This window comes from Mariniflexile sp. AS56, from assembly GCF_030552475.1.
In the GTDB taxonomy this organism is placed as follows: Bacteria; Bacteroidota; Bacteroidia; order Flavobacteriales; family Flavobacteriaceae; genus Mariniflexile.
Genome location: NZ_JAUPED010000018.1, coordinates 48,575 through 69,250 on the forward strand (window position 1 = coordinate 48,575; position 20,676 = coordinate 69,250).

At 34.6% G+C, this 20,676-nt stretch carries 13 protein-coding genes; 12 read left to right on the forward strand and 1 reads right to left on the reverse strand.

The window, feature by feature from the left end; translation table 11 throughout:
• Positions 1–50 precede the first annotated feature (50 nt).
• The 3 genes from Q5N74_RS16600 (at position 51) to guaB (ending at position 5,214) form a co-directional block, all read left to right on the forward strand.
• Positions 51–2,813 carry an outer membrane beta-barrel protein gene (locus Q5N74_RS16600; protein WP_304390120.1) on the forward strand — a complete coding sequence of 921 codons (2,763 nt, stop codon included), beginning with the start codon at positions 51–53 and terminating at the stop codon, positions 2,811–2,813.
• 72 nt (positions 2,814–2,885) lie between these two features.
• Positions 2,886–3,590, forward strand: a complete 705-nt coding sequence (locus tag Q5N74_RS16605; RefSeq protein ID WP_304390121.1) for an Insecticidal toxin complex protein — start codon at positions 2,886–2,888, stop codon at positions 3,588–3,590.
• A gap of 151 nt (positions 3,591–3,741) precedes the next feature.
• Positions 3,742–5,214 (forward strand): IMP dehydrogenase, encoded by a 1,473-nt coding sequence (gene guaB / locus Q5N74_RS16610; protein WP_304390122.1) that lies wholly within the window; start codon positions 3,742–3,744, stop codon positions 5,212–5,214.
• An 84-nt stretch (positions 5,215–5,298) separates the two neighbouring features.
• Here the strand turns inward: guaB and Q5N74_RS16615 are convergent, their stop codons facing one another.
• Complete coding sequence (locus Q5N74_RS16615; protein WP_304390123.1) at positions 5,299–5,538, reverse strand: hypothetical protein; 240 nt, start codon at positions 5,536–5,538, stop codon at positions 5,299–5,301.
• A 145-nt stretch (positions 5,539–5,683) separates the two neighbouring features.
• Here Q5N74_RS16615 and Q5N74_RS16620 point away from each other — a divergent pair, with 145 nt between their 5' ends.
• The 9 genes from Q5N74_RS16620 (at position 5,684) to Q5N74_RS16660 (ending at position 20,615) form a co-directional block, all read left to right on the forward strand.
• The gene (locus Q5N74_RS16620; protein WP_304390124.1) at positions 5,684–7,639 is read left to right on the forward strand and encodes a peptidylprolyl isomerase; all 1,956 of its coding nucleotides are present in this window, start codon (positions 5,684–5,686) and stop codon (positions 7,637–7,639) included.
• Positions 7,640–8,491, forward strand: coding sequence for a peptidyl-prolyl cis-trans isomerase (locus Q5N74_RS16625; RefSeq protein ID WP_304390125.1), 852 nt, complete (start codon positions 7,640–7,642; stop codon positions 8,489–8,491).
• Positions 8,475–9,908 (forward strand): peptidylprolyl isomerase, encoded by a 1,434-nt coding sequence (locus tag Q5N74_RS16630; RefSeq protein ID WP_369686038.1) that lies wholly within the window; start codon positions 8,475–8,477, stop codon positions 9,906–9,908. Before Q5N74_RS16625 ends, Q5N74_RS16630 begins: the two co-directional genes overlap by 17 nt.
• A gap of 4 nt (positions 9,909–9,912) precedes the next feature.
• Positions 9,913–10,866: a MoxR family ATPase gene (locus Q5N74_RS16635; protein WP_304390127.1), complete on the forward strand. Its 954-nt coding sequence runs from the start codon at positions 9,913–9,915 to the stop codon at positions 10,864–10,866.
• A gap of 24 nt (positions 10,867–10,890) precedes the next feature.
• A complete protein-coding gene (locus Q5N74_RS16640; protein WP_304390128.1) occupies positions 10,891–12,027 on the forward strand; it encodes an acyltransferase in 1,137 nt (378 codons plus the stop codon).
• A 266-nt stretch (positions 12,028–12,293) separates the two neighbouring features.
• Positions 12,294–15,071, forward strand: a complete 2,778-nt coding sequence (locus tag Q5N74_RS16645) for a bifunctional aconitate hydratase 2/2-methylisocitrate dehydratase (RefSeq protein ID WP_304390129.1) — start codon at positions 12,294–12,296, stop codon at positions 15,069–15,071.
• A gap of 174 nt (positions 15,072–15,245) precedes the next feature.
• Positions 15,246–17,516, forward strand: coding sequence for an aconitate hydratase (locus tag Q5N74_RS16650; RefSeq protein ID WP_304390130.1), 2,271 nt, complete (start codon positions 15,246–15,248; stop codon positions 17,514–17,516).
• Between the two features lie 104 nt (positions 17,517–17,620).
• Complete coding sequence (mazG, locus tag Q5N74_RS16655; RefSeq protein ID WP_304390131.1) at positions 17,621–18,394, forward strand: nucleoside triphosphate pyrophosphohydrolase; 774 nt, start codon at positions 17,621–17,623, stop codon at positions 18,392–18,394.
• Positions 18,395–18,488: 94 nt separating this feature from the next.
• Positions 18,489–20,615 carry a T9SS type B sorting domain-containing protein gene (locus Q5N74_RS16660; protein WP_304390132.1) on the forward strand — a complete coding sequence of 709 codons (2,127 nt, stop codon included), beginning with the start codon at positions 18,489–18,491 and terminating at the stop codon, positions 20,613–20,615.
• Positions 20,616–20,676: the final 61 nt, after the last annotated feature.

Here is a 20,676-nt window from a genome sequence, read left to right on the forward strand (position 1 = left end):
TTTTTAATGTTTGTAAGGTCTAAGCCATAAACCTAGATAAAATACTTACATTGAGAACACTTGTACTATTACTATCCTTATGCATCTCTGCATCCTTATTTGCACAAAAATTCACCTTAGAAGGTGTCGTTAAAGATCAAGGCACTCATGTTTTAGAAGGTGCCACCGTGTATCTTCAAAGTATAAAAGATAGTATTCCTATTGCTTACGGTATTACAAACAAAAACGGTGAGTTTTCATTACAGGTTAATACAGAAAACGATTCCAAAGCTATTTTTAACATCGCTTATTTGGGTTACAAACCTTATAGACAGGATATTAATGTGCCTGCCGGAAAACAGCTTGACATGGGGTTTATTACTTTAGATGATCAAGTTGAAGAACTTAATGTGGTTTCTATTATAGGTAAAGCACCGCCCATTTTAATTAAGAAAGATACCATTGAGTATAATGCCGATAGTTTTAAAACCTTACCTAATGATAAAGCGGAGGACTTACTTAAAAAATTACCAGGTGTTGAGATCGATTTAGAAGGAAACATTACCGTAAACGGGATAGAAGTAGAGGCTATTAATGTAGACGGTATGCGATTTTTTGGAGAAAAGAAAGGAGATATCGCACTAAAAAACTTACCAAGTAACGTGATTAGCAAGGTTCAGGTTACCGATTATAAAAGTAACATGCAAAAGTTTACAGGTGAAGAGTCTGATTCTGGAACTAAGGAAATAAACTTAACTATTAAGAAAGGGAAAAATCGAGCCACTTTTGGAGATGTGAAATTGGGCTATGGTACCGATGATAAATACCAAGCCAATGCCAATGTATTCCAGTTGGTAGACGGCAAACAACTGGGACTTATAGCGGGTACAAATAACATTAACATGTCTAAAGGGTTTAACGCGCTACCAGATGCCGATACGAGTAATGGTTATATGGAATCAGATTTTGTTGGAGCCAATTTTACCAAAGGAAAATGGAATGAAACACGTGTTAACGGAAATTACAGATACAGCGCTCAAAGTACAGATAAGGCACAAAAAAGCCATTCAGAGAATTTTTTACCCAATTTAAATTACATCACAGACTCTGAAAGTAGTAGTTTTGACGATTCTGATAACCATAAAGGAGGTGCCGATTTAAAATTTATCTTAAAGCCGAAAAACAAGCAATCTAATAATAAAGTTCAACTTTCTAATGAAACCGATTTTAATGCGGAGAATTCTACATCTGGGTCGTTAACTAATAAAATTTCAGAATACACCAATGGTGATTTGGTAAGTGAGTATAATTCGGCAAACCAGTCGGAGTCTTCAAATTATCAATTAAAAAATAAGTTTAGTGTTATCCCTATTACAGGTAAAGGTAGAGATTATCTAAATGTGGAATTAGGCACCGATTTTAGTAAAGGTACTTCCGATAGTAAAAACTATTCCGAAAACATACTTTACAATAAAGGCACTACGATTGTTCAAGACCAAATAAATATTTCGAATTCAAATAGTAGCGACATCAGCCTTAGTGCCATGTGGAGTAAAGAATTATTCACTAATTTTAGAATAATGCCAAAGTATAACGTGAGCATTCGTTCTCAAAATAATGAAAAATATATTTTTGATTATGATGAGGTTACAAATGATTATGATGATTTTAATGAAGTACTAAGTTCTGATAGTAAATACATAACAACCACTATTAAACCCGCTTTAAGATTACGATACGAGTATAAAGAGTTTCGTTTTGAGGTAGAAGGAGCGTTTACAAATACCTTTAGAAATTATAAGGATTTATTGGTTGAAGCTCGAAACTTTAGAAAAGACTTTGAGTTTTTAACTTATTCAGGAAGATTACGCTATCGTGATAAAAATGGCTATAAAAACATCAATTTAAATTACAACCAAAATGTCGATTTGCCATCTGCAAACCAATTGCAACCGGTGGAAGATGTGAGTAATATAACCCATATTCGTGTTGGTAACCCATTTTTAGAACCAGAAATCAACCATAATGTAAGTTTTGAATACCAAAATAATTTGGCTTTCAATAACATCAATATTACTGGGAATGTGAGAGCACAATTTATTCAAGATAAAATCATCAGTTCTACCATTACAGATGAAGATTTTAATAAGTTCACAACCTATGCCAATATAAATGGGGATTATTCATATTCTGGAAATGCGGCTATTTCAAAATCATATTTCAGTAAAAAAACAAATATTAATATTAATGCCCGTTTAAATGGTTCGTATAAAAACACCTTGTCTATTCAAAATGCCATTGAGTTTGCCGCCAAAACAACAACCATAAGACCATCATTATCTTTCAAATATTCCTATGATAATAAATTAGATTTTAGTGGTACTTACAGTTATTCAACCAATAAAAGTGTGTATGATACCGATGCGTTTAATGATAATGAATACTTTGTGCAAAATATAGATTTTGAATCGTCTGTGTTCTTCATAAAAAATGTGTTCTTATCTAACAAAGTCTCTTACCGTTATAACAGTCGCGTTGGTGACGATTTTGATGGTGATGCCATTTTTTGGAACGCAGGACTTGGTATTGAATTATGGGATAATAAAGCTACTTTAACATTGGTTGGCTATGACATCCTCGGGAAAAATAATGGTTATAGACGTACAGTGTCTGAAACCTCTATTCAAGATGTTGAAAATAGAATTTTAGAGCAGTATTTTATGCTAAACTTTACTTATAAATTCGGAAGTTTTGCGGGACAAAAAATGAATGTAGGTGGAGATCGTGGTTCTAGACGTGGCGGTGGTTCTGGAGGCGGCATGAGAAGAAGATAGAATTTCTCTCATTTCAATATATACGTTGTACACAAGTAAAAGCAATACCAATTTCTCGTACTTTTATAGGCTATGAGAAATTGGTGTTTTTTTTTATTTCTGTTTATTTCGAACCTGTCTATTTATGCTAAAGAATGGAGGAGTTTAAAAGCTTATCAAGAAGCCACAAAACAGGAAATGCTATTACCTTCAGATTGGTTAAAATCTGACAGAACGCATAACACCGGTGTTTGGGAAATGGCGAATGCCTATAACTTAGAAAAAAACCAGCCCCAAGAATATTCGAGTTTGGCATCCCGTAGAGATTTTTATAAATGGGTGCAAACCGAGGTCGAGAAAAGGGGGCACCAAGTGGTTTGGTTTAAAATGGTTCAATTTATTTCTAGTAAATTGCGTGTTATGGAAACCTTCCCGAATGTGATTTTTGTGAATAAAAAGATCATGACTTACGCACAAAGCTGTAGTGAGACTATTTTTAAGAATTCATTTATTGAAATTAGTAATCTTTTTAAATTGACCTCTGTTTTAAATGAAGTAACAGGTTTAGAATGGGATAAACGTATTTTATATAAGGAACAGTATGTTTGGGTTGATGGTTTTATAAATAGTATCGATACGCGTAGTTTAAACAAGATTGAAACCATTTTAGAAGGTAAGTGTTTGTACGGTGTGTTTGTGCCCAAAGAAATTAGGTTTACTGGCGATTTGGATAATAAAGAAATGCGCTATGAATATGCTTTAAACAAACTTAGGTTGTACTTCCAAAATACCAAGTAATGCTTTTTTTGTAGGTATTTAGTGTAATAGTGTTTCAAATAGTTAACAAGTAAAACGTTTTTTTTACACTATTTTTTATTACTGAAAGTTTACGTGATTCAAACAGAAAAAAATGTGTATATTTGCACGCAATTATAATCATAATTGCATCATGACTGCACATCAAAATAAAATTCTAGGAGAAGGGTTAACCTACGACGACGTTCTACTAGTTCCAGCATATTCCGAAGTACTTCCAAGAGAAGTAAACATTCAAACAAAATTTACACGTAACATTACCATTAATGTGCCTATTATATCGGCTGCTATGGATACCGTTACCGAAAGCAAAATGGCTATTGCTATGGCGCAAGAAGGCGGTATTGGAGTGTTACACAAAAATATGACTATTGAAGCTCAAGCTTTAAAAGTTAGAAAAGTGAAACGTGCCGAAAGTGGTATGATTATAGATCCCGTAACTTTGCCGCTTACAGCCATCGTTAGTGATGCTAAAAAAGCAATGGCCGAGTATGGCATTGGCGGTATTCCTATCGTAGATGATGAAGGCATGCTAAAAGGAATTGTAACCAACCGTGATTTACGTTTCGAGCACGATAAAAAACGCCCTATTGTTGAAGTGATGACTAGCGAAAATCTAGTAACTGCAGCTGTAGGAACCTCTTTAAAAGATGCTGAAATTATTCTTCAACAACATAAAATTGAAAAATTACTTATTGTTGATGATACTTATAAATTATCTGGTTTAATAACCTTTAGAGATATCACCAAATTAAGTCAGAAACCGATGGCAAATAAAGACCAGTATGGTCGTTTGCGTGTTGCTGCTGCTATTGGTGTTACAGGAGATGCTGTGGATAGAGCTGAAGCTTTAGTAAACGCAGGTGTTGATGCCGTTGTAATTGATACAGCACATGGGCATACCAAAGGTGTGGTAGATGTTTTAAAACTAATAAAAGCAAAATTTCCGAATTTAGATGTTATCGTTGGTAATATTGCTACAGGAGCAGCCGCTAAATATTTAGTAGAAGCAGGTGCCGATGCTGTAAAAGTAGGTATTGGTCCAGGTTCTATTTGTACCACACGTGTTGTTGCAGGTGTTGGTTTTCCTCAGTTTTCTGCAGTTTTAGAAGTCGCTGCAGCTATTAAAGGTTCAGGTGTTCCGGTAATTGCAGATGGTGGTATTCGTTATACAGGCGATATTCCAAAAGCGATTGCAGCAGGGGCAGATACTGTTATGTTAGGTTCTCTTTTAGCAGGAACTAAAGAATCTCCAGGAGAAACCATTATTTATGAAGGACGAAAATTCAAATCATATCGTGGTATGGGGTCTGTGGAAGCCATGAAAGAAGGTAGTAAAGACCGTTACTTTCAGGATGTTGAAGACGATATTAAGAAATTAGTACCAGAAGGTATTGTAGGGCGTGTACCTTATAAAGGCGATTTATACGAAAGTATTCACCAGTTTATCGGTGGTTTACGTGCAGGTATGGGTTACTGTGGTGCTAAAGATATTGCCACTTTAAAAGAAACTGGTCAATTTGTTAAAATTACTGCAAGTGGTATTAACGAAAGTCACCCACACGATGTTACGATTACTAAAGAATCTCCTAATTATTCTAGATAGGTTTTAGTAAATACTTATAAAATTAAAAAAAGGTTAGAATTCAAAAATTCTAACCTTTTTTTATGTTTTAAACATAAGAAAAACTTACTCCGCCGTGTACACCTGCCCACGGTGCGGTTTCAAAGCATCACGAATCGGTTTCATGGCAGATTCATCTACTACCAAAAAAGCGATAGCGTGTGCATCGTGCATCGCTTCAAAACCAGTAATCGAAATGTCTAATTTCTCTAATTGAATATATTCTTTTAAATGAATTTCATGGTGTTCCGCAATTTTCAACGCATCTGGTCCATGAAAATCCCATATTAACTTTAATTTTCGCATGCTTTATAGTAAAAAATAATTATTGAAAGGTAAAAAATATATCATTTAGAATGGTAATATTTTATGTTTTTAATCGTTTTTAAAAGCAACTTGCTTTATAGCTATATATTACTATTTTTGTGACATCATATAAATTTTTATTCAAATGAACTTTAAGTATTTTTTCATTTTATTTTTTTCTGTGTCTATTGCACAAGTTAGTGGACAAACCACAACCAAAGACGTGTTGTTTAGTGTTGATGATGAACCTGTTTATGTTTCAGAATTTTTAAGGGTTTACAATAAGAATTTAGATTTGGTTCAAGATGAATCGCAAAAAGATGTGGATGAGTATTTAACACTCTTCACCAATTATAAATTAAAGTTAAAAGAAGCAAAAGCATTAGAGCTTCAGGATAAACCAACCTATGTGCGTGAGTTAGATACGTATAAAAAACAGTTGGCGAAAAGTTTTATTTCAGATTCTAAAGTAACAGAAGCTTTGGTAGAAGAGGCGTACCAACGTATTTCTAACGATGTGAAGGCTTCTCATATTTTAATTAAAATTCCAGAAAACGCGAACCCAACAGATACCTTAGCGGCATATAATTCTATTTTAAAATTACGTGAAAGAGCTTTAAAAGAAGGTTTTGAAAAAGTACGTCAAGAAGTACACAACGGGCAAACCGTATATGGAGAAGATTTAGGTTATTTCTCTGGTTTTAGAATGGTTTATACGTTTGAAAATGCGGCATATAATACAAAAATAGGTGAGATATCTCAACCGTTTAGAACCCAATTTGGGTATCACATGGTATTTGTGCAAGATAAGCGTGCATCGCGAGGTGAACGTACGGTAGCACATATTATGGTGGTTGAAAAGCCAGGTGATACTTTAGCTGAAAAAACAGAAAGTAGAATTCAAGATATTTATAAAAAGCTAAAGCAAGGTGAAGAATTTGAAGCTTTAGCGCAGCAATTTTCTGATGATGGAAATTCGGCACCAAATGGTGGTAAATTAGCGCCTATGGTTGGCGGTCAAATAAACTCTGAAGAGTTTGAGGGGACCGCTTTTGGTTTGAAAGAAATAGGCGAGGTGTCCGAACCATTTAAATCGGCTTATGGATGGCATATCGTTAAATTATTAGCTAAAAAGCCAATAGCTTCTTTTGAAGATATGAAACCTGAGTTGGAACAAAAAGTAAAACGTGATGATCGTTCTAAGTTAATTGACGAGGCTTTATATACGAAGCTTAAAACTAAATACCAGGTTGCCAGCAATCAACCTGCCTTAACGTATTTCGCTTCCATTTTGAATGAAAATTATTTTAAAAGCACGTGGAAATTACCTGTTGGGTTTAAAGGAGATAAAGCATTGGTTAAAATTGGAGACAAACAATTTACATATAAAGATTTTGGTGCGTATTTAGTATCGGTACAGCGTAATACTGCTGCGAAAACAGATTTTAAAACCTTGGCATCAAAACATTACGAAGCTTTTTTAAATACGAATTTAGTAACGTACCAAGAAGATAATTTAGAGACTGAAAACGAAGAGTACGCTCATGTGGTGGCTGAATATAGAGATGGTTTATTGCTGTTCGATTTAATGGAAACAACAATTTGGAATACGGCAAAATCAGATTCTTTAGAAATACAAGATTATTACAGCGCTCATAAAAACGACTACATCACACCGAAACGTGTAGATGCCGTAGTAGCATCTTCTAAAGATCAAAAAACACTTAAAAAAGTAGCGAAGTTACTTAAGAAGGGGATGGCATTACCACAAATAAAAATGCTTATCAATAGTAATGATAAAATAGATGTTATATTTACGGTAGACGTGATGGAAGCCAACCATCAAGCACTTCCAAAAGGTTTTGTGTTTGAAGAAGGAATATCTAAAGTATACAAGCACACCAATGGCTATGTATTAGTTCAAGTAAAAGAGGTGTTACCTGAAACTGAGAAATCGTTAGAAGAAGCTAAAGGTTTGGTAATAAGTGATTATCAAAATTATAAAGAAGCAAAATGGCTAAAAGAGCTAGCTGCTAAATATCACGTAGTTGTAAATGAAGCGGCTTTAAAAAGCGTAAAGTCTCAAATAAAAAATCAATAAGTGCGAAATAAAATCAGCATAGTATGTCTTTTAATATTAGTTAGCTCGTGCGACTTTTTTAAAAAAACAGACGACAGAATTCCTGTTGCCAGGGTTAATGATACGTATTTGTTTTATGATGATATAAAAGATTTAGTATCTGAAGGCACGCCTAAAGAAGATAGTATGTTGCTGGTTCAAAATTTTATAAACCGTTGGGCAACACAACAGTTATTTGTTGATGGTGCTAAAGTGAACTTGAGCGAGCTTAAACAAGAGGAGTTTAATAAATTAATACAGCAGTATAAAAACGATTTATATACCAAGGCCTATATAGAAGCTCTTGTAAAAAGAGATATGGATACCGTGGTAACTAAACAAGAAGCGGATGCCTATTACAATCAAAATAAAGATGTGTTTAGGTTGAATGAGGAGTTGTTAAAGTTTCGGTATGTGCATTTAGATGAAAATATTCTTAACTATAATGAGGTTGTCGAGAAGTTTAAACGCTTCAATACCAAAGATAAAAAAGATTTGAACGCCATGTCTATTCAGTTTAAATCCTATTCATTAAATGATACTATTTGGATTAAAGTGAACCAAGTCATCAATAAAATATCAACCATATCACCCGAAAATAAAAATCAACTGTTAAAAAAATCTAATTTTGTACAACTCAAAGACTCATTAGGAGTATATTTGATGCAAATTAATGACGTTTTACTGCGAAATGATACAGCGCCTTTAGAGTATGTAAGGCCAACGATCGATCAAATTGTCATTAATAAAAGAAAGCTTGAACTTATTAGAGAATTAGAAAAAGATATTACTAAAGATGCTATTAAAAATAAACAATTTGAAATTTACAAATAATTTGAAACACCTTGGATTTTTATTCATAACCCTACTACTAGTAAATAATGTATCTGCACAAGAGGTAATAAACGACGAGAAAGTCGAAGAAGCACCAAAAAAAGTAGACAGCACAAGAACCTTAAACGCAAAGAAAGTAGATGGTGTTGCTGCTGTTGTGGGCGATTATATTATTTTAGATTCAGACGTAGATAAAGCCTATTTGCAACTTCAAGCGCAAGGCGTAAATACTACCGATATAAAACCATGCGAGTTATTTGGTAAATTATTAGAAGATAAATTATACGCACACCAAGCGGTACAAGATAGTATTCAAGTATCTGACGCTGAAATTAGAAGAAACGTTGATTACCAAGTAGAGCAATTTTTAACGCAGTCTGGTAAGTCTATGAAAGAACTCTTGGAATTCTATAAGAAGGATGATGAAAAATCTTTTAGAGATGATATGTTCGAAATCAATAAAACCAACCAATTAGCTTCAAAAATGCAAGCTAAAATTGTTGAGGAAATTGAAATAACACCAGAAGAAGTACGTACATTTTTTGAGAAAATCCCAAAGGAAGAACGTCCAACATTTGGTACAGAATTAAAAGTAGCTCAAATAATTGCCGAGCCTAAAATATCTGAAGAAGAAAAACAACGCGTTATTAACAGACTGAAGGAGTTTAAAGCTGATATTATTGAAAACGGCGCAAGTTTCCGTTCTAAAGCGGTGTTGTATTCCGAAGATCCGGGGTCTGCTAGTAAAGGTGGGAAATACACCTTAAATAGAAAACAGCCGCGAATGGTTAAAGAATTTAGACAAGTTGCTTTTTCACTTCAAGAAGGCGAAATATCTGAACCTTTTGAATCTGATTTTGGTTATCATATTATTCAATGTGATAAAATTAGAGGTCAAGAGTACGATGTTGCACATATTTTATTATCACCAAAAGTATCTACAGAAGCAGTTAAGGAAGCTAAAGAGCGTTTAGATAAAATTAGAGCACGTATTGTTGAAGGTAAAATATCTTTTGCAGATGCAGCAAGAGAAGCGAGTGATGAAAAAGAAACTCGTGGCGATGGTGGTCAATTAATAAACCCAACAACACAAGATTATAATTTTGAATTAACTAGAATGGAGCCAGAATTATATTCTCAAATTCAGAATTTGAAAGATGGTGAAGTAAGTGTTGTTTTAAAAGAAGAAGACAGAACAAGTAAAGTGAAGTTTAAAATTTTAATGGTTACTGATAGAATTAATGAGCACGAAGCAGATTATGCACGTGATTATTTAAAAATTAAGCAGTTGGCTTTAGACGAGAAAAAGATTAAAGCAATCTCTAAATGGCAGGAAGATAAAATTTTAGATACGTATATTAAAATTAGCGGTGACCATAGAAACTGTGAGTTTTCAAGCAACTGGTTAAAAAAGTAATAATATGTCTGATGTAGCTGCTATTGAACAATTTGTAAAAAGGTATAAAGATTTAAGAACTGAAATTGCCAAAGTTATTATAGGGCAAGATGAAGTTGTAAATCAAATATTAATTTCTATTTTTTCGGGCGGACACTCTTTACTTATTGGTGTTCCGGGTTTAGCAAAAACATTAATGGTGAATACCATTGCTCAGGCTTTAGGACTTGATTTTAAACGCATTCAATTCACACCAGATTTAATGCCGAGTGATATTCTTGGTAGTGAAATATTAGATGAAGACCGTCACTTTAAATTCATAAAAGGACCTATTTTTTCTAATATTATTTTGGCAGATGAAATTAACAGAACACCTCCAAAAACACAAGCCGCTTTATTGGAAGCCATGCAAGAACGCTCGGTAACAGTAGCAGGTAATAATTACAAGTTGGAGTTACCCTATTTCGTTTTAGCAACACAAAACCCTATTGAGCAAGAAGGAACCTACCCGTTACCAGAAGCACAGTTAGACCGTTTTATGTTTGCTATTAATTTAGACTACCCTTCTTTTCAAGAAGAAGTGGAGGTGGTAAAAGCAACCACTTCAGATAAGCAAGCTAAGGTAAATGCGCTTTTTTCGGCTAAAGAAATTATAGACTTTCAACAGTTAATTAGAAGAATACCGGTAGCAGACAATGTTATTGAGTACGCTGTAACCATGGTTGGTAAAACAAGACCTCATGGAGATACAGCAAACGATTTAGTTAAAAATTATATCGATTGGGGTGCTGGCCCAAGAGCTTCACAAAACTTAATATTAGCAGCTAAAACACATGCTGCTATTCACGGTAAATTTTCACCAGATATTGAGAATGTACAAGCGGTGGCGCATAGTATTTTAAGACATAGAATCATTAAAAACTATAAAGCTGAAGCAGAAGGCGTTTCAGAAGCTGAAATTATTCGCAGCTTATTTTAATTTCTAAAAACTAGGAGTATCTCTATGTATATAGATTATAAACATAGAATTTTTGGCTTGGATGTTGTAAGGGCACTTGCTATTCTTCTCGTATTAGTTTCACATTCTACATTATTACTTTTTCCTGATAAGGATAACATACTACTAACTATTATCCAGTTTTTTGGCACCATAGGTGTCGATTTGTTTTTCGTTTTAAGTGGTTTTTTAATAGGAACGCTTATTTTGAAACAATTGGAAGCAGGGAAACTTAGGTTTAAAGATTTTGTCTATTTCTGGATACGACGTTGGTTCCGTACCTTGCCAAATTATTTTTTAATTCTTGGTTTAAATATCCTTTTAGTTCTTTGTTTTTATAACGAAGTGGTTGAAGGTGTTGGTTATTACTTTGTGTTTTTACAAAATTTTCAAGATGGTCAACCAAACTTTTTTTCGGAGTCGTGGAGTTTATCCATAGAAGAATACGCCTACATATGGGGGCCGTTTTTATTGTTTCTACTAATTTCTGTTTTAAAAAAGATTTCAACGCAGTATTTATATCTAGTTGTAACGGTTTTTATAATTGGTTGCGTGACGGTATTTCGATATCATTTTCATACAGAACATGTTATAACTTCAGGTCAAGAATGGAGTCACCAGTTGCGCAAGGTGGTTATTTATAGAATAGATAGTATTTACTATGGTTTTATAGCCGCTTATGGCGCCATGTATTTTAAAAGCGTTTGGGAGCGGTATAAAATTATTAGTTTTTGCAGTGGGGCTTTGCTGTTTTTTGGCGTGCATGCAGGTATTTTTATTTTTGGTTGGCTTCCAGAAAATACGCCTTTGTTTTATAATATATTTTACCTTCCTATGGTGTCAATAAGTTTGCTTTTGTTTTTTCCTTTGGCAACTACTTCACAAGGAAAAACTTTTTTTAAAACTCAAATTACTCAAATTAGTGTTTTATCATACGCTACCTATTTGGTTAATTATTCTATTGTATTACTGAGTATTCAGTATTTTATTGATGTTTCACAGGTGTCTTTATTCCTTAAAATAATGATTTTGTTTACTTATTGGTTATTAACTTATTTGCTTAGTTACTTGTTATTCGTGTATTTTGAATGTCCAATGACTAATTTAAGAGACAAAAACTTCTTTAAAACAAGAATTAATTAACTAATTATTATTAAATCGTCATTAATATTCTGAAAATATTGAAAATAATATAATCAGATTAATTTAAAATGTGACAATAATAAATTGCAATCCAGATGAATTCTAATGTAATGTTTGTTTTTACTTCTAACGATTAATTTTGTAATTTGCCGAACTTAAAAAAAATAAACATTTTAAGTCAGCATGCTTCCGCGCAAGAGCTACTAACATAATTCATGCAAATCCATTTGATTTAATTGAAATTTAACATTGAAAAAATTTTTCCTATGAACATTTATGAAGATTACATCAAGGAGATCGAAGAACGAAAAGATCAGGGGCTGAATCCAAAGCCAATTGATGGTGCCGAATTGTTAAGCGCAATTATTGGGCAAATTAAAGATTTAGATAATAAGTATAGAGAAGATTCTCTTAACTTTTTCATTTACAATGTTGTACCAGGTACCACGAGTGCTGCTGGTGTGAAAGCTAAGTTTTTAAAAGAGATCATTCTTGGTGAATCTGAAGTCAAAGAAATTACACCTGCTTTCGCTTTAGAGTTACTATCACACATGAAAGGAGGCCCTTCTATAGAAGTGTTACTTGATATCGCTTTAGGTGATGACGCTGCTAATGCGACGCCAGCAGCTGAAGTTTTAAAAACTCAAGTTTACCTTTATGAAGCAGATATGTATCGTTTAGAGGAAGCTTATAAAAACGGTAGCGCCATTGCTACAGATATTTTAGAGAGCTACGTGAAAGCGGAGTTCTTTACAAAACTTCCAGAAGTTGTAGAAAAGATAGAAGTAGTTACTTTTATTGCTGGTGTAGGAGATATTTCTACAGATTTACTTTCTCCTGGTGGCGATGCGCACTCAAGATCAGATAGAGAACTACATGGTAAGTGTTTATTTGAACATAATAAAGAACAACAAGACCAACTTTTAGCACTTCAAAAGCAACATCCTGATAAGAATGTTATGTTGATTGCAGAGAAAGGTACGATGGGTGTTGGATCATCAAGAATGTCTGGTGTAAACAACGTGGCTTTGTGGACTGGGAAAAAAGCAAGTCCGTATGTTCCATTTATTAACATAGCTCCAATTATTGCAGGAACAAATGGAATTTCTCCTATTTTCTTAACAACAGTAGGTGTTACAGGAGGTATTGGTATAGATCTTAAAAACTGGGTTAAAAAGACAGATAGTCAAGGTCATGTTGTTGTAGATGCAGATGGAGAGCCTGTCCTAGAAGAAGTGTATTCTGTTGCAACAGGTACTGTGCTTACAGTGAATACTAAAGAGAAAAAACTTTATAAAGGAGATCAAGAATTAATCGATATTTCATCGGCTTTAACGCCTCAAAAAGTTGAATTTATCAAAGCAGGCGGATCATACGCTATTGTATTTGGTAAAAAGTTACAAACTTTTGCAGCTAAGACTTTAGGTGTTGAAGTGCCGTTGGTATATGCGCCGTCAAAAGAAATTTCTATTGAAGGACAAGGACTTACAGCAGTTGAAAAAATATTCAATAAAAACGCCGTTGGTAGCACACCAGGCAAAGTATTACACGCAGGATCAGATGTTCGTGTAGAAGTAAATATCGTAGGGTCTCAAGATACTACAGGATTAATGACTTCTCAAGAATTGGAATCTATGGCTGCCACAATTATTTCACCAATTGTTGATGGTGCTTATCAATCAGGATGTCACACGGCTTCAGTTTGGGATAATAAGTCTAAGGCTAATATTCCTAGATTAATGAAGTTTATGAACGATTTTGGATTGATTACTGCACGCGATCCTAAAGGGGAATATCATGCGATGACCGATGTAATTCATAAGGTGTTGAATGATATTACTATTGATGATTGGGCCATTATTATAGGTGGTGATTCACATACAAGAATGTCTAAAGGTGTTGCTTTTGGAGCAGATTCAGGTACTGTTGCTTTGGCACTAGCTACAGGAGAAGCTTCTATGCCAATTCCGCAATCTGTAAAAGTTACCTTTAAAGGAGCGATGAGAGAATACATGGATTTCCGTGATGTTGTTCATGCTACTCAATCTCAAATGCTTCAGCAATTTGGAGGTGATAACGTATTCCAAGGTAGAATTATTGAAGTACACATTGGAACACTTACTGCAGATCAAGCATTTACATTTACAGATTGGACTGCAGAGATGAAAGCGAAAGCGTCTATCTGTATTTCTGAAGATGCTACTTTAATTGAATCTCTAGAGATTTCTAAAGGTAGAATCCAGATCATGATCGATAAAGGAATGGATAACGCGAAGCAAGTTCTTAAAGGTCTAATTGATATAGCAAATAAGAGAATAGCAGAGATTCAATCTGGCGAAAAACCAGCTTTAACTCCTGATGCAAATGCTAAATATTTTGCAGAGGTTGTTGTTGATTTGGACGTTATTGTAGAACCAATGATCGCAGATCCAGATGTTTACAATGAGGATGTTTCTAAACGTTATACACACGATACTATCAGACCTCTTTCATTCTATGGAGGAAATAAAAAAGTAGATTTAGGCTTTATTGGATCTTGTATGGTTCATAAAGGAGATATGAAAATCCTTGCTCAAATGCTTAAAAATATTGAATCTCAACACGGAAAGGTTGAATTTAATGCGCCACTTGTTGTTGCGCCACCAACATATAATATTGTTGATGAATTGAAAGCTGAAGGTGATTGGGAAGTTTTACAAAAATATTCAGGTTTTGAATTTGATGATAGTGAACCTAAAGGATTAGCGCGTACTAAATATGAAAACATGTTGTATTTAGAGCGTCCAGGTTGTAACCTATGTATGGGGAACCAGGAGAAAGCAGCACCAGGAGATACGGTGATGGCTACGTCAACCCGTTTATTCCAAGGAAGAGTTGTTAAAGATTCTGGCGAGAAAAAGGGAGAATCATTACTTTCTTCAACCCCAGTGGTAGTTCTTTCTACAATTTTGGGTAGAACTCCAAATTTAGCAGAATATGAAGCAGCTGTAGATGGAATTAACTTAACAAAGTTTAAACCATCTCATAAGTTGTTGGTTAATTAATCAATCAATTCATTCTAATATATAAAAGCTCAAGTTCTAAACTTGAGCTTTTTTTATGGTTTAAACTCGACTTTTACTTTTCAATCTTAATAATTAAATATGCTTTATTGCCTCTCTATAATTTCGTATATTTACTATTTAAAAATAGAATATTAAATTAATTATATAGACATTATGGCTTTTGACATCGAAATGATTAAAGGGGTTTATTCCCGAATGAAAGAACGGATAGACGTTGCTAGAGAAGTGGTTGGGAAACCATTAACCCTTTCTGAAAAAATATTATACAATCACCTGTGGGATGGAACCCCAACCAAAGCGTTTGAAAGAGGTAAAGACTATGTGGATTTTGCTCCAGATAGAATTGCCTGTCAAGATGCAACAGCTCAAATGGCTTTGTTACAATTTATGCAAGCGGGTAAAACGAAAGTAGCGGTACCAACTACGGTTCATTGTGATCACTTAATTCAAGCGAAGGAAGGAGCTACAATCGATTTAAAACATGCAAACAGTGTAAGCAGTGAAGTGTTTAACTTCTTAGAATCTGTTTCTAATAAATACGGTATTGGTTTCTGGAAACCAGGAGCAGGTATTATTCACCAGGTAGTATTAGAAAATTATGCATTCCCGGGAGGCATGATGATTGGTACCGATTCTCACACTGTAAATGCAGGTGGATTAGGTATGGTGGCTATAGGTGTTGGTGGTGCCGATGCGGTTGATGTGATGGCAGGTATGGCTTGGGAACTTAAATTCCCTAAATTAATTGGTGTAAGGCTTACAGGTAAATTATCTGGATGGACGGCGCCAAAAGATGTGATTTTAAAAGTAGCCGAAATTTTAACTGTGAAAGGTGGAACCGGAGCTATTGTTGAGTATTTTGGACCAGGTGCTATTTCTATGTCTTGTACAGGAAAAGGTACTATTTGTAATATGGGAGCTGAAATAGGTGCGACGACATCTACTTTTGGTTATGATGACTCTATGGAGCGTTATTTACGTTCTACCGATAGGGCAGATGTTGCTGATGCTGCTAATGAAGTGAGAGCTTATTTAACTGCTGATGCTGAAGTATACGCAAATCCAGAACAATATTTTGATCAAGTTATAGAAATTAATTTATCTGAATTAGGTCCTTTATTAAACGGTCCATTCACACCAGATTTATCTACTTCAGTAGGTAAAGATATGAAAGAGAAGGCATCTGCTAACGATTGGCCAATTGCTGTGGAATGGGGATTAATTGGGTCGTGTACCAATTCTTCTTATGAAGATTTATCGCGTGCGTCTTCAATAGCGCAACAAGCCTTGGATAAAGGTCTTAAAATGAAATCAGAATTAGGAATTAATCCAGGTTCAGAACAAGTCCGTTATACGGCTGAGCGTGATGGTATTCTTCAAGTTTTTGAAAAATTAGACGCTAAAATATTTACAAATGCTTGTGGACCATGTATTGGTCAATGGGCACGTTATAGTGATCCTAAAAATGCACCAAAAAACAGCATTGTGCACTCATTCAACAGAAACTTTGCAAAACGTGCCGATGGAAACCCAAATACACATGCCTTTGTAGCATCACCAGAAATTACAGCAGCGATTGCTATTGCAGGTCGTTTAGATTTCAACCCAATGACTGATAAGCTTATCAATGAAAATGGAGAAGAAGTGATGTTTGATGAGCCAACAGGCTGGGAATTGCCTCCAAAAGGCTTTGCTGTTCTAGAAAATGGTTATTTAGCACCTGAGGCTGATGGAAGTCATGTACAAGTTAATGTGTCTCCAACGTCAGAGCGTTTACAATTATTAGTGCCTTTCGAACCATTAGGAAATACCATCAATGGTGCTAAATTATTAATAAAAGCATTTGGAAAATGTACGACAGATCATATTAGTATGGCTGGACCTTGGTTGCGTTTCCGTGGGCATTTAGATAATATTTCGAACAACTGTTTAATCGGTGCTGTAAATGCATTCAACCAAAAAACAAACTTTGTTAAAAATCAATTAACTGGTGAGTATGGCGGTGTACCAGATGTACAACGAGAATACAAAAAAGCAGAAATCAAAACAATTGTTGTGGGTGACCATAACTATGGAGAAGGATCTTCTCGTGAGCATGCGGCTATGGAGCCTCGATTTTTAGGTGTTGCTGCAGTAATTGTAAAATCGTTTGCACGTATTCACGAAACAAACCTTAAAAAACAAGGAATGTTAGGGTTAACGTTTGTTAATGAAGCCGATTATGATTTAATTCAAGAAGATGATGTTTTTAACTTTACAGATTTAAATGCGTTTGCACCAGGTAAACCTTTAACCCTAGAGGCTGTACATGCAGATGGAAGTAAAGACCTTATCTCTTTAAACCATACATACAATCAGTCTCAAATAGATTGGTATAATGCGGGGTCTGCGTTAAACTTAATTAAAAGACAAAACGTATCTTAGTTTAAGATATCTAAATTTAAAAATCCAGCATTTATGCTGGATTTTTTGTTTTATAGTCTTAATGAAAATTATTTATAATTGTACTTTTACCAAAACACCTAATTATGAATACTAGAGCACATCAGCTAAAGGCTTTTGATAGATTATTAACCATCATGGATGAATTAAGAGCCCAATGTCCTTGGGATAAAAAACAAACCATGGAAAGTTTACGGCATTTAACCATTGAAGAGACATATGAACTTGGAGATGCTATTTTGGACAAGGATTTAGAGGAGGTTAAAAAGGAATTAGGAGATGTTTTACTTCATATTGTGTTTTATTCTAAAATAGGGAGTGAAACAAACGATTTTGATATTGCAGATGTTTGTAATAGTATTTGCGAGAAACTCATTAACAGACATCCTCATATTTATGGTGATGTAAAAGTTGAGAACGAAGAGGATGTGAAGCGAAATTGGGAAAATTTAAAACTCAAAGAAGGTAAAAATAGTGTTTTGGAGGGGGTGCCAAACAGCTTACCAGCCTTAGTGAAAGCGAATAGAATTCAAGAAAAAGTAGCAGGTGTTGGTTTCGATTGGGAGCACCCTAACCAAGTCTGGGAGAAGGTAGAGGAAGAACTTGCCGAGTTTAAAGTCGAAGCAGAAAAGGGAGATAAGGACGCTATGGAAAGCGAATTTGGCGATGTTTTATTTTCGATGGTAAATTATGCACGCTTTTTGAATATCAACCCTGAAAATGCTTTAGAACGTACCAATAAAAAATTCACGAAACGCTTTCAGTATTTAGAAGAAAAAGCAAAAGGCATCAATAAACCACTAAAAGATATGACATTAGCTGAAATGGATGTATTTTGGGAGGAAGCGAAAAACCTTTAATCGTATTAAAAGGCATATTTATCCTAAACATAAGAAAATTGTTAATTAATCGATAAATATTTATTTTATTTATATGAATATTTACTTGTTAATAATGTTTTTTAGAAAAGCTACGCGTTTAATTTGTATTGGTTTTGCTTTGTTAACAAATAGTATAGTAACTTCTCAAAATATCGCACCTACATTAACGGCAACGGGAAATCAATATTATTGTCCTAGTAGTGAAATTAATATCGTTACAGATTTTAATATAGTCGACCCTGATGACACGGAGGCACAAGAACTTTATGTGCAAATTTCAACGGGTTATGTAAATGGAGAAGATTCATTAATTCTCCAAGGGAGCCACCCAAGCATTGTTACTTTATGGAATACCACCGAAGGTAAATTAACCATCAAAGGGGCGGCATCTACACCTGTTAGTTATACAGAATTAATTGCTGCCATTAAAGAAGTGACTTTTCGAAGCACAAGTAGCAATCCAACCGATAAAAGTTTTTCAATAACAATAGGTAATGCTAATTATTTGCCATCTACAGGACATTATTATGAATACGTTTCGGCTTATGGAATAACGTGGTCAGATGCTAAAACAACGGCGGCTAGTCGGTCATATTATGGTTTACAAGGCTATTTAGCGACTGTTACTTCAGCAGAAGAAGCTCAATTAGTAGGCGAACAAGCATCAGGTGCTGGGTGGATAGGAGGTACGGATGAAGAAACTGAAGGAATTTGGAAATGGGTAACCGGGCCAGAAGCTGGAACTGTTTTTTGGAATGGAGGCGCTAACGGATCAACACCTAATTACGCCAATTGGAATAATAATGAGCCTAATAACTTTAACGGATCTGAAGATTATGCCCATATTACCGACCCTACTATAGGTGTAAAAGGGGCTTGGAATGATTTACGGGTTACAGGAGACCCTCCTGGTAAGTACCATCCTAAAGGGTATATTGTAGAATATGGAGGAATGCCTGGTGACCCTATTTTGAATATAGCGGCAAGCACCAATATTTATTCGTCTTATATTGAAAGTACCAAATCGGCATCTATTTGCGATGGTGGTACCGTTTCTTTAGAAGCTAAAGCAACACAAAATGCAGATGTATTGTGGTTTGACATGCCTTCGGGTGGAACGCTATTACATAAAGGAGAGACTTATTCTGTAAATATAAATACAACAACGGCTTATTACGTGCTAGCGTCTATAAATAATTGTATTTCAGGGATTCGAACTCCTGTTGTAGCTACCGTGACACAATCCCCTGTTATAAATTCGGTAACAGATGGTTATATATGTGGCTTTGGTAGCGGTACGCTATTAGCATCTGCATCAGAAGGTGTTATAAACTGGTTTGATGAGTCAATTGGTGGGACTTTGATACAAACGGGAGCAGCCTATACTATTTCAGGATTGAATAAAACGACCACCTATTATGTTGAAGTTTCATTAAACGAATGTAAAAGTGAAAGAGCTGCAGTAACCATGGAAGTGTATCCTGAACCTGCATTCGAAATTGTAGAGTCTCCATTAATTTATTGTACAGGAATACCGATAACCTTAACCACTTTTAATGCTGAAGGAAATTATATTTATAATTGGACAAATGAAGCAGGTGAAGTTATAAGTGAATTACCTTATGCGGAAGTGAATTCGGGAGGTATGTTTACTGTGGTTGCGACGTCAAACGAAGGTTGTGAACTTTCTTTATCTGTGTTAGTTGAAGAGTCGCACGCAGCTGTTATAACGAATAAAGATATTACGATTATTGAAAATTCTGAAAATAATAGTATTTCTATTAATTCTAATCTAGGTAAAGGAGAGTACGAATTTGCATTAGATGATAAAAATAGTTCTTACCAAGATCTTCCTTTTTTTCAGAATGTTCCCGCAGGTGTACATACGGTGTATGTTAAGGATAAAAATAATTGTGGAATATCGTCTTTGGAAGTTTTTATATTAGGTTTTCCTAAATTTTTTACACCGAATAATGATGGACAGAATGATACCTGGCAAATAACAGGTTTAGGGACTGAGTATTCAAACACCTCGAAAATTAGTGTGTTTGACCGATATGGAAAATTGGTTAAACAGTTGGGGGCTACATCAGATAGTTGGGATGGTACTTTTAGGGGCGTATTATTACCGAATTCCGATTATTGGTTTTTAGCAGAATTGAGTAATGCAAATAATGAAACTATAGGCAGTATCTCATAAACTGTGTAAGTTTTAAAATCTCAGGTTAAATTTTAATCTGAGATTTTTTTATTTATTAATT

Excerpts from the sequence above, each read along its gene's own strand:
- Q5N74_RS16605 (WP_304390121.1), top strand. The coding sequence starts at position 2,886 with ATGAGAAATTGGTGTTTTTTTTTATTTCTGTTTATTTCGAACCTGTCT.
- guaB (WP_304390122.1), top strand. The coding sequence starts at position 3,742 with ATGACTGCACATCAAAATAAAATTCTAGGAGAAGGGTTAACCTACGAC.
- Q5N74_RS16615 (WP_304390123.1), bottom strand. The coding sequence starts at position 5,538 with ATGCGAAAATTAAAGTTAATATGGGATTTTCATGGACCAGATGCGTTG.
- Q5N74_RS16620 (WP_304390124.1), top strand. The coding sequence starts at position 5,684 with ATGAACTTTAAGTATTTTTTCATTTTATTTTTTTCTGTGTCTATTGCA.
- Q5N74_RS16635 (WP_304390127.1), top strand. The coding sequence starts at position 9,913 with ATGTCTGATGTAGCTGCTATTGAACAATTTGTAAAAAGGTATAAAGAT.
- Q5N74_RS16640 (WP_304390128.1), top strand. The coding sequence starts at position 10,891 with ATGTATATAGATTATAAACATAGAATTTTTGGCTTGGATGTTGTAAGG.
- Q5N74_RS16645 (WP_304390129.1), top strand. The coding sequence starts at position 12,294 with ATGAACATTTATGAAGATTACATCAAGGAGATCGAAGAACGAAAAGAT.
- Q5N74_RS16650 (WP_304390130.1), top strand. The coding sequence starts at position 15,246 with ATGGCTTTTGACATCGAAATGATTAAAGGGGTTTATTCCCGAATGAAA.
- mazG (WP_304390131.1), top strand. The coding sequence starts at position 17,621 with ATGAATACTAGAGCACATCAGCTAAAGGCTTTTGATAGATTATTAACC.
- Q5N74_RS16660 (WP_304390132.1), top strand. The coding sequence starts at position 18,489 with ATGTTTTTTAGAAAAGCTACGCGTTTAATTTGTATTGGTTTTGCTTTG.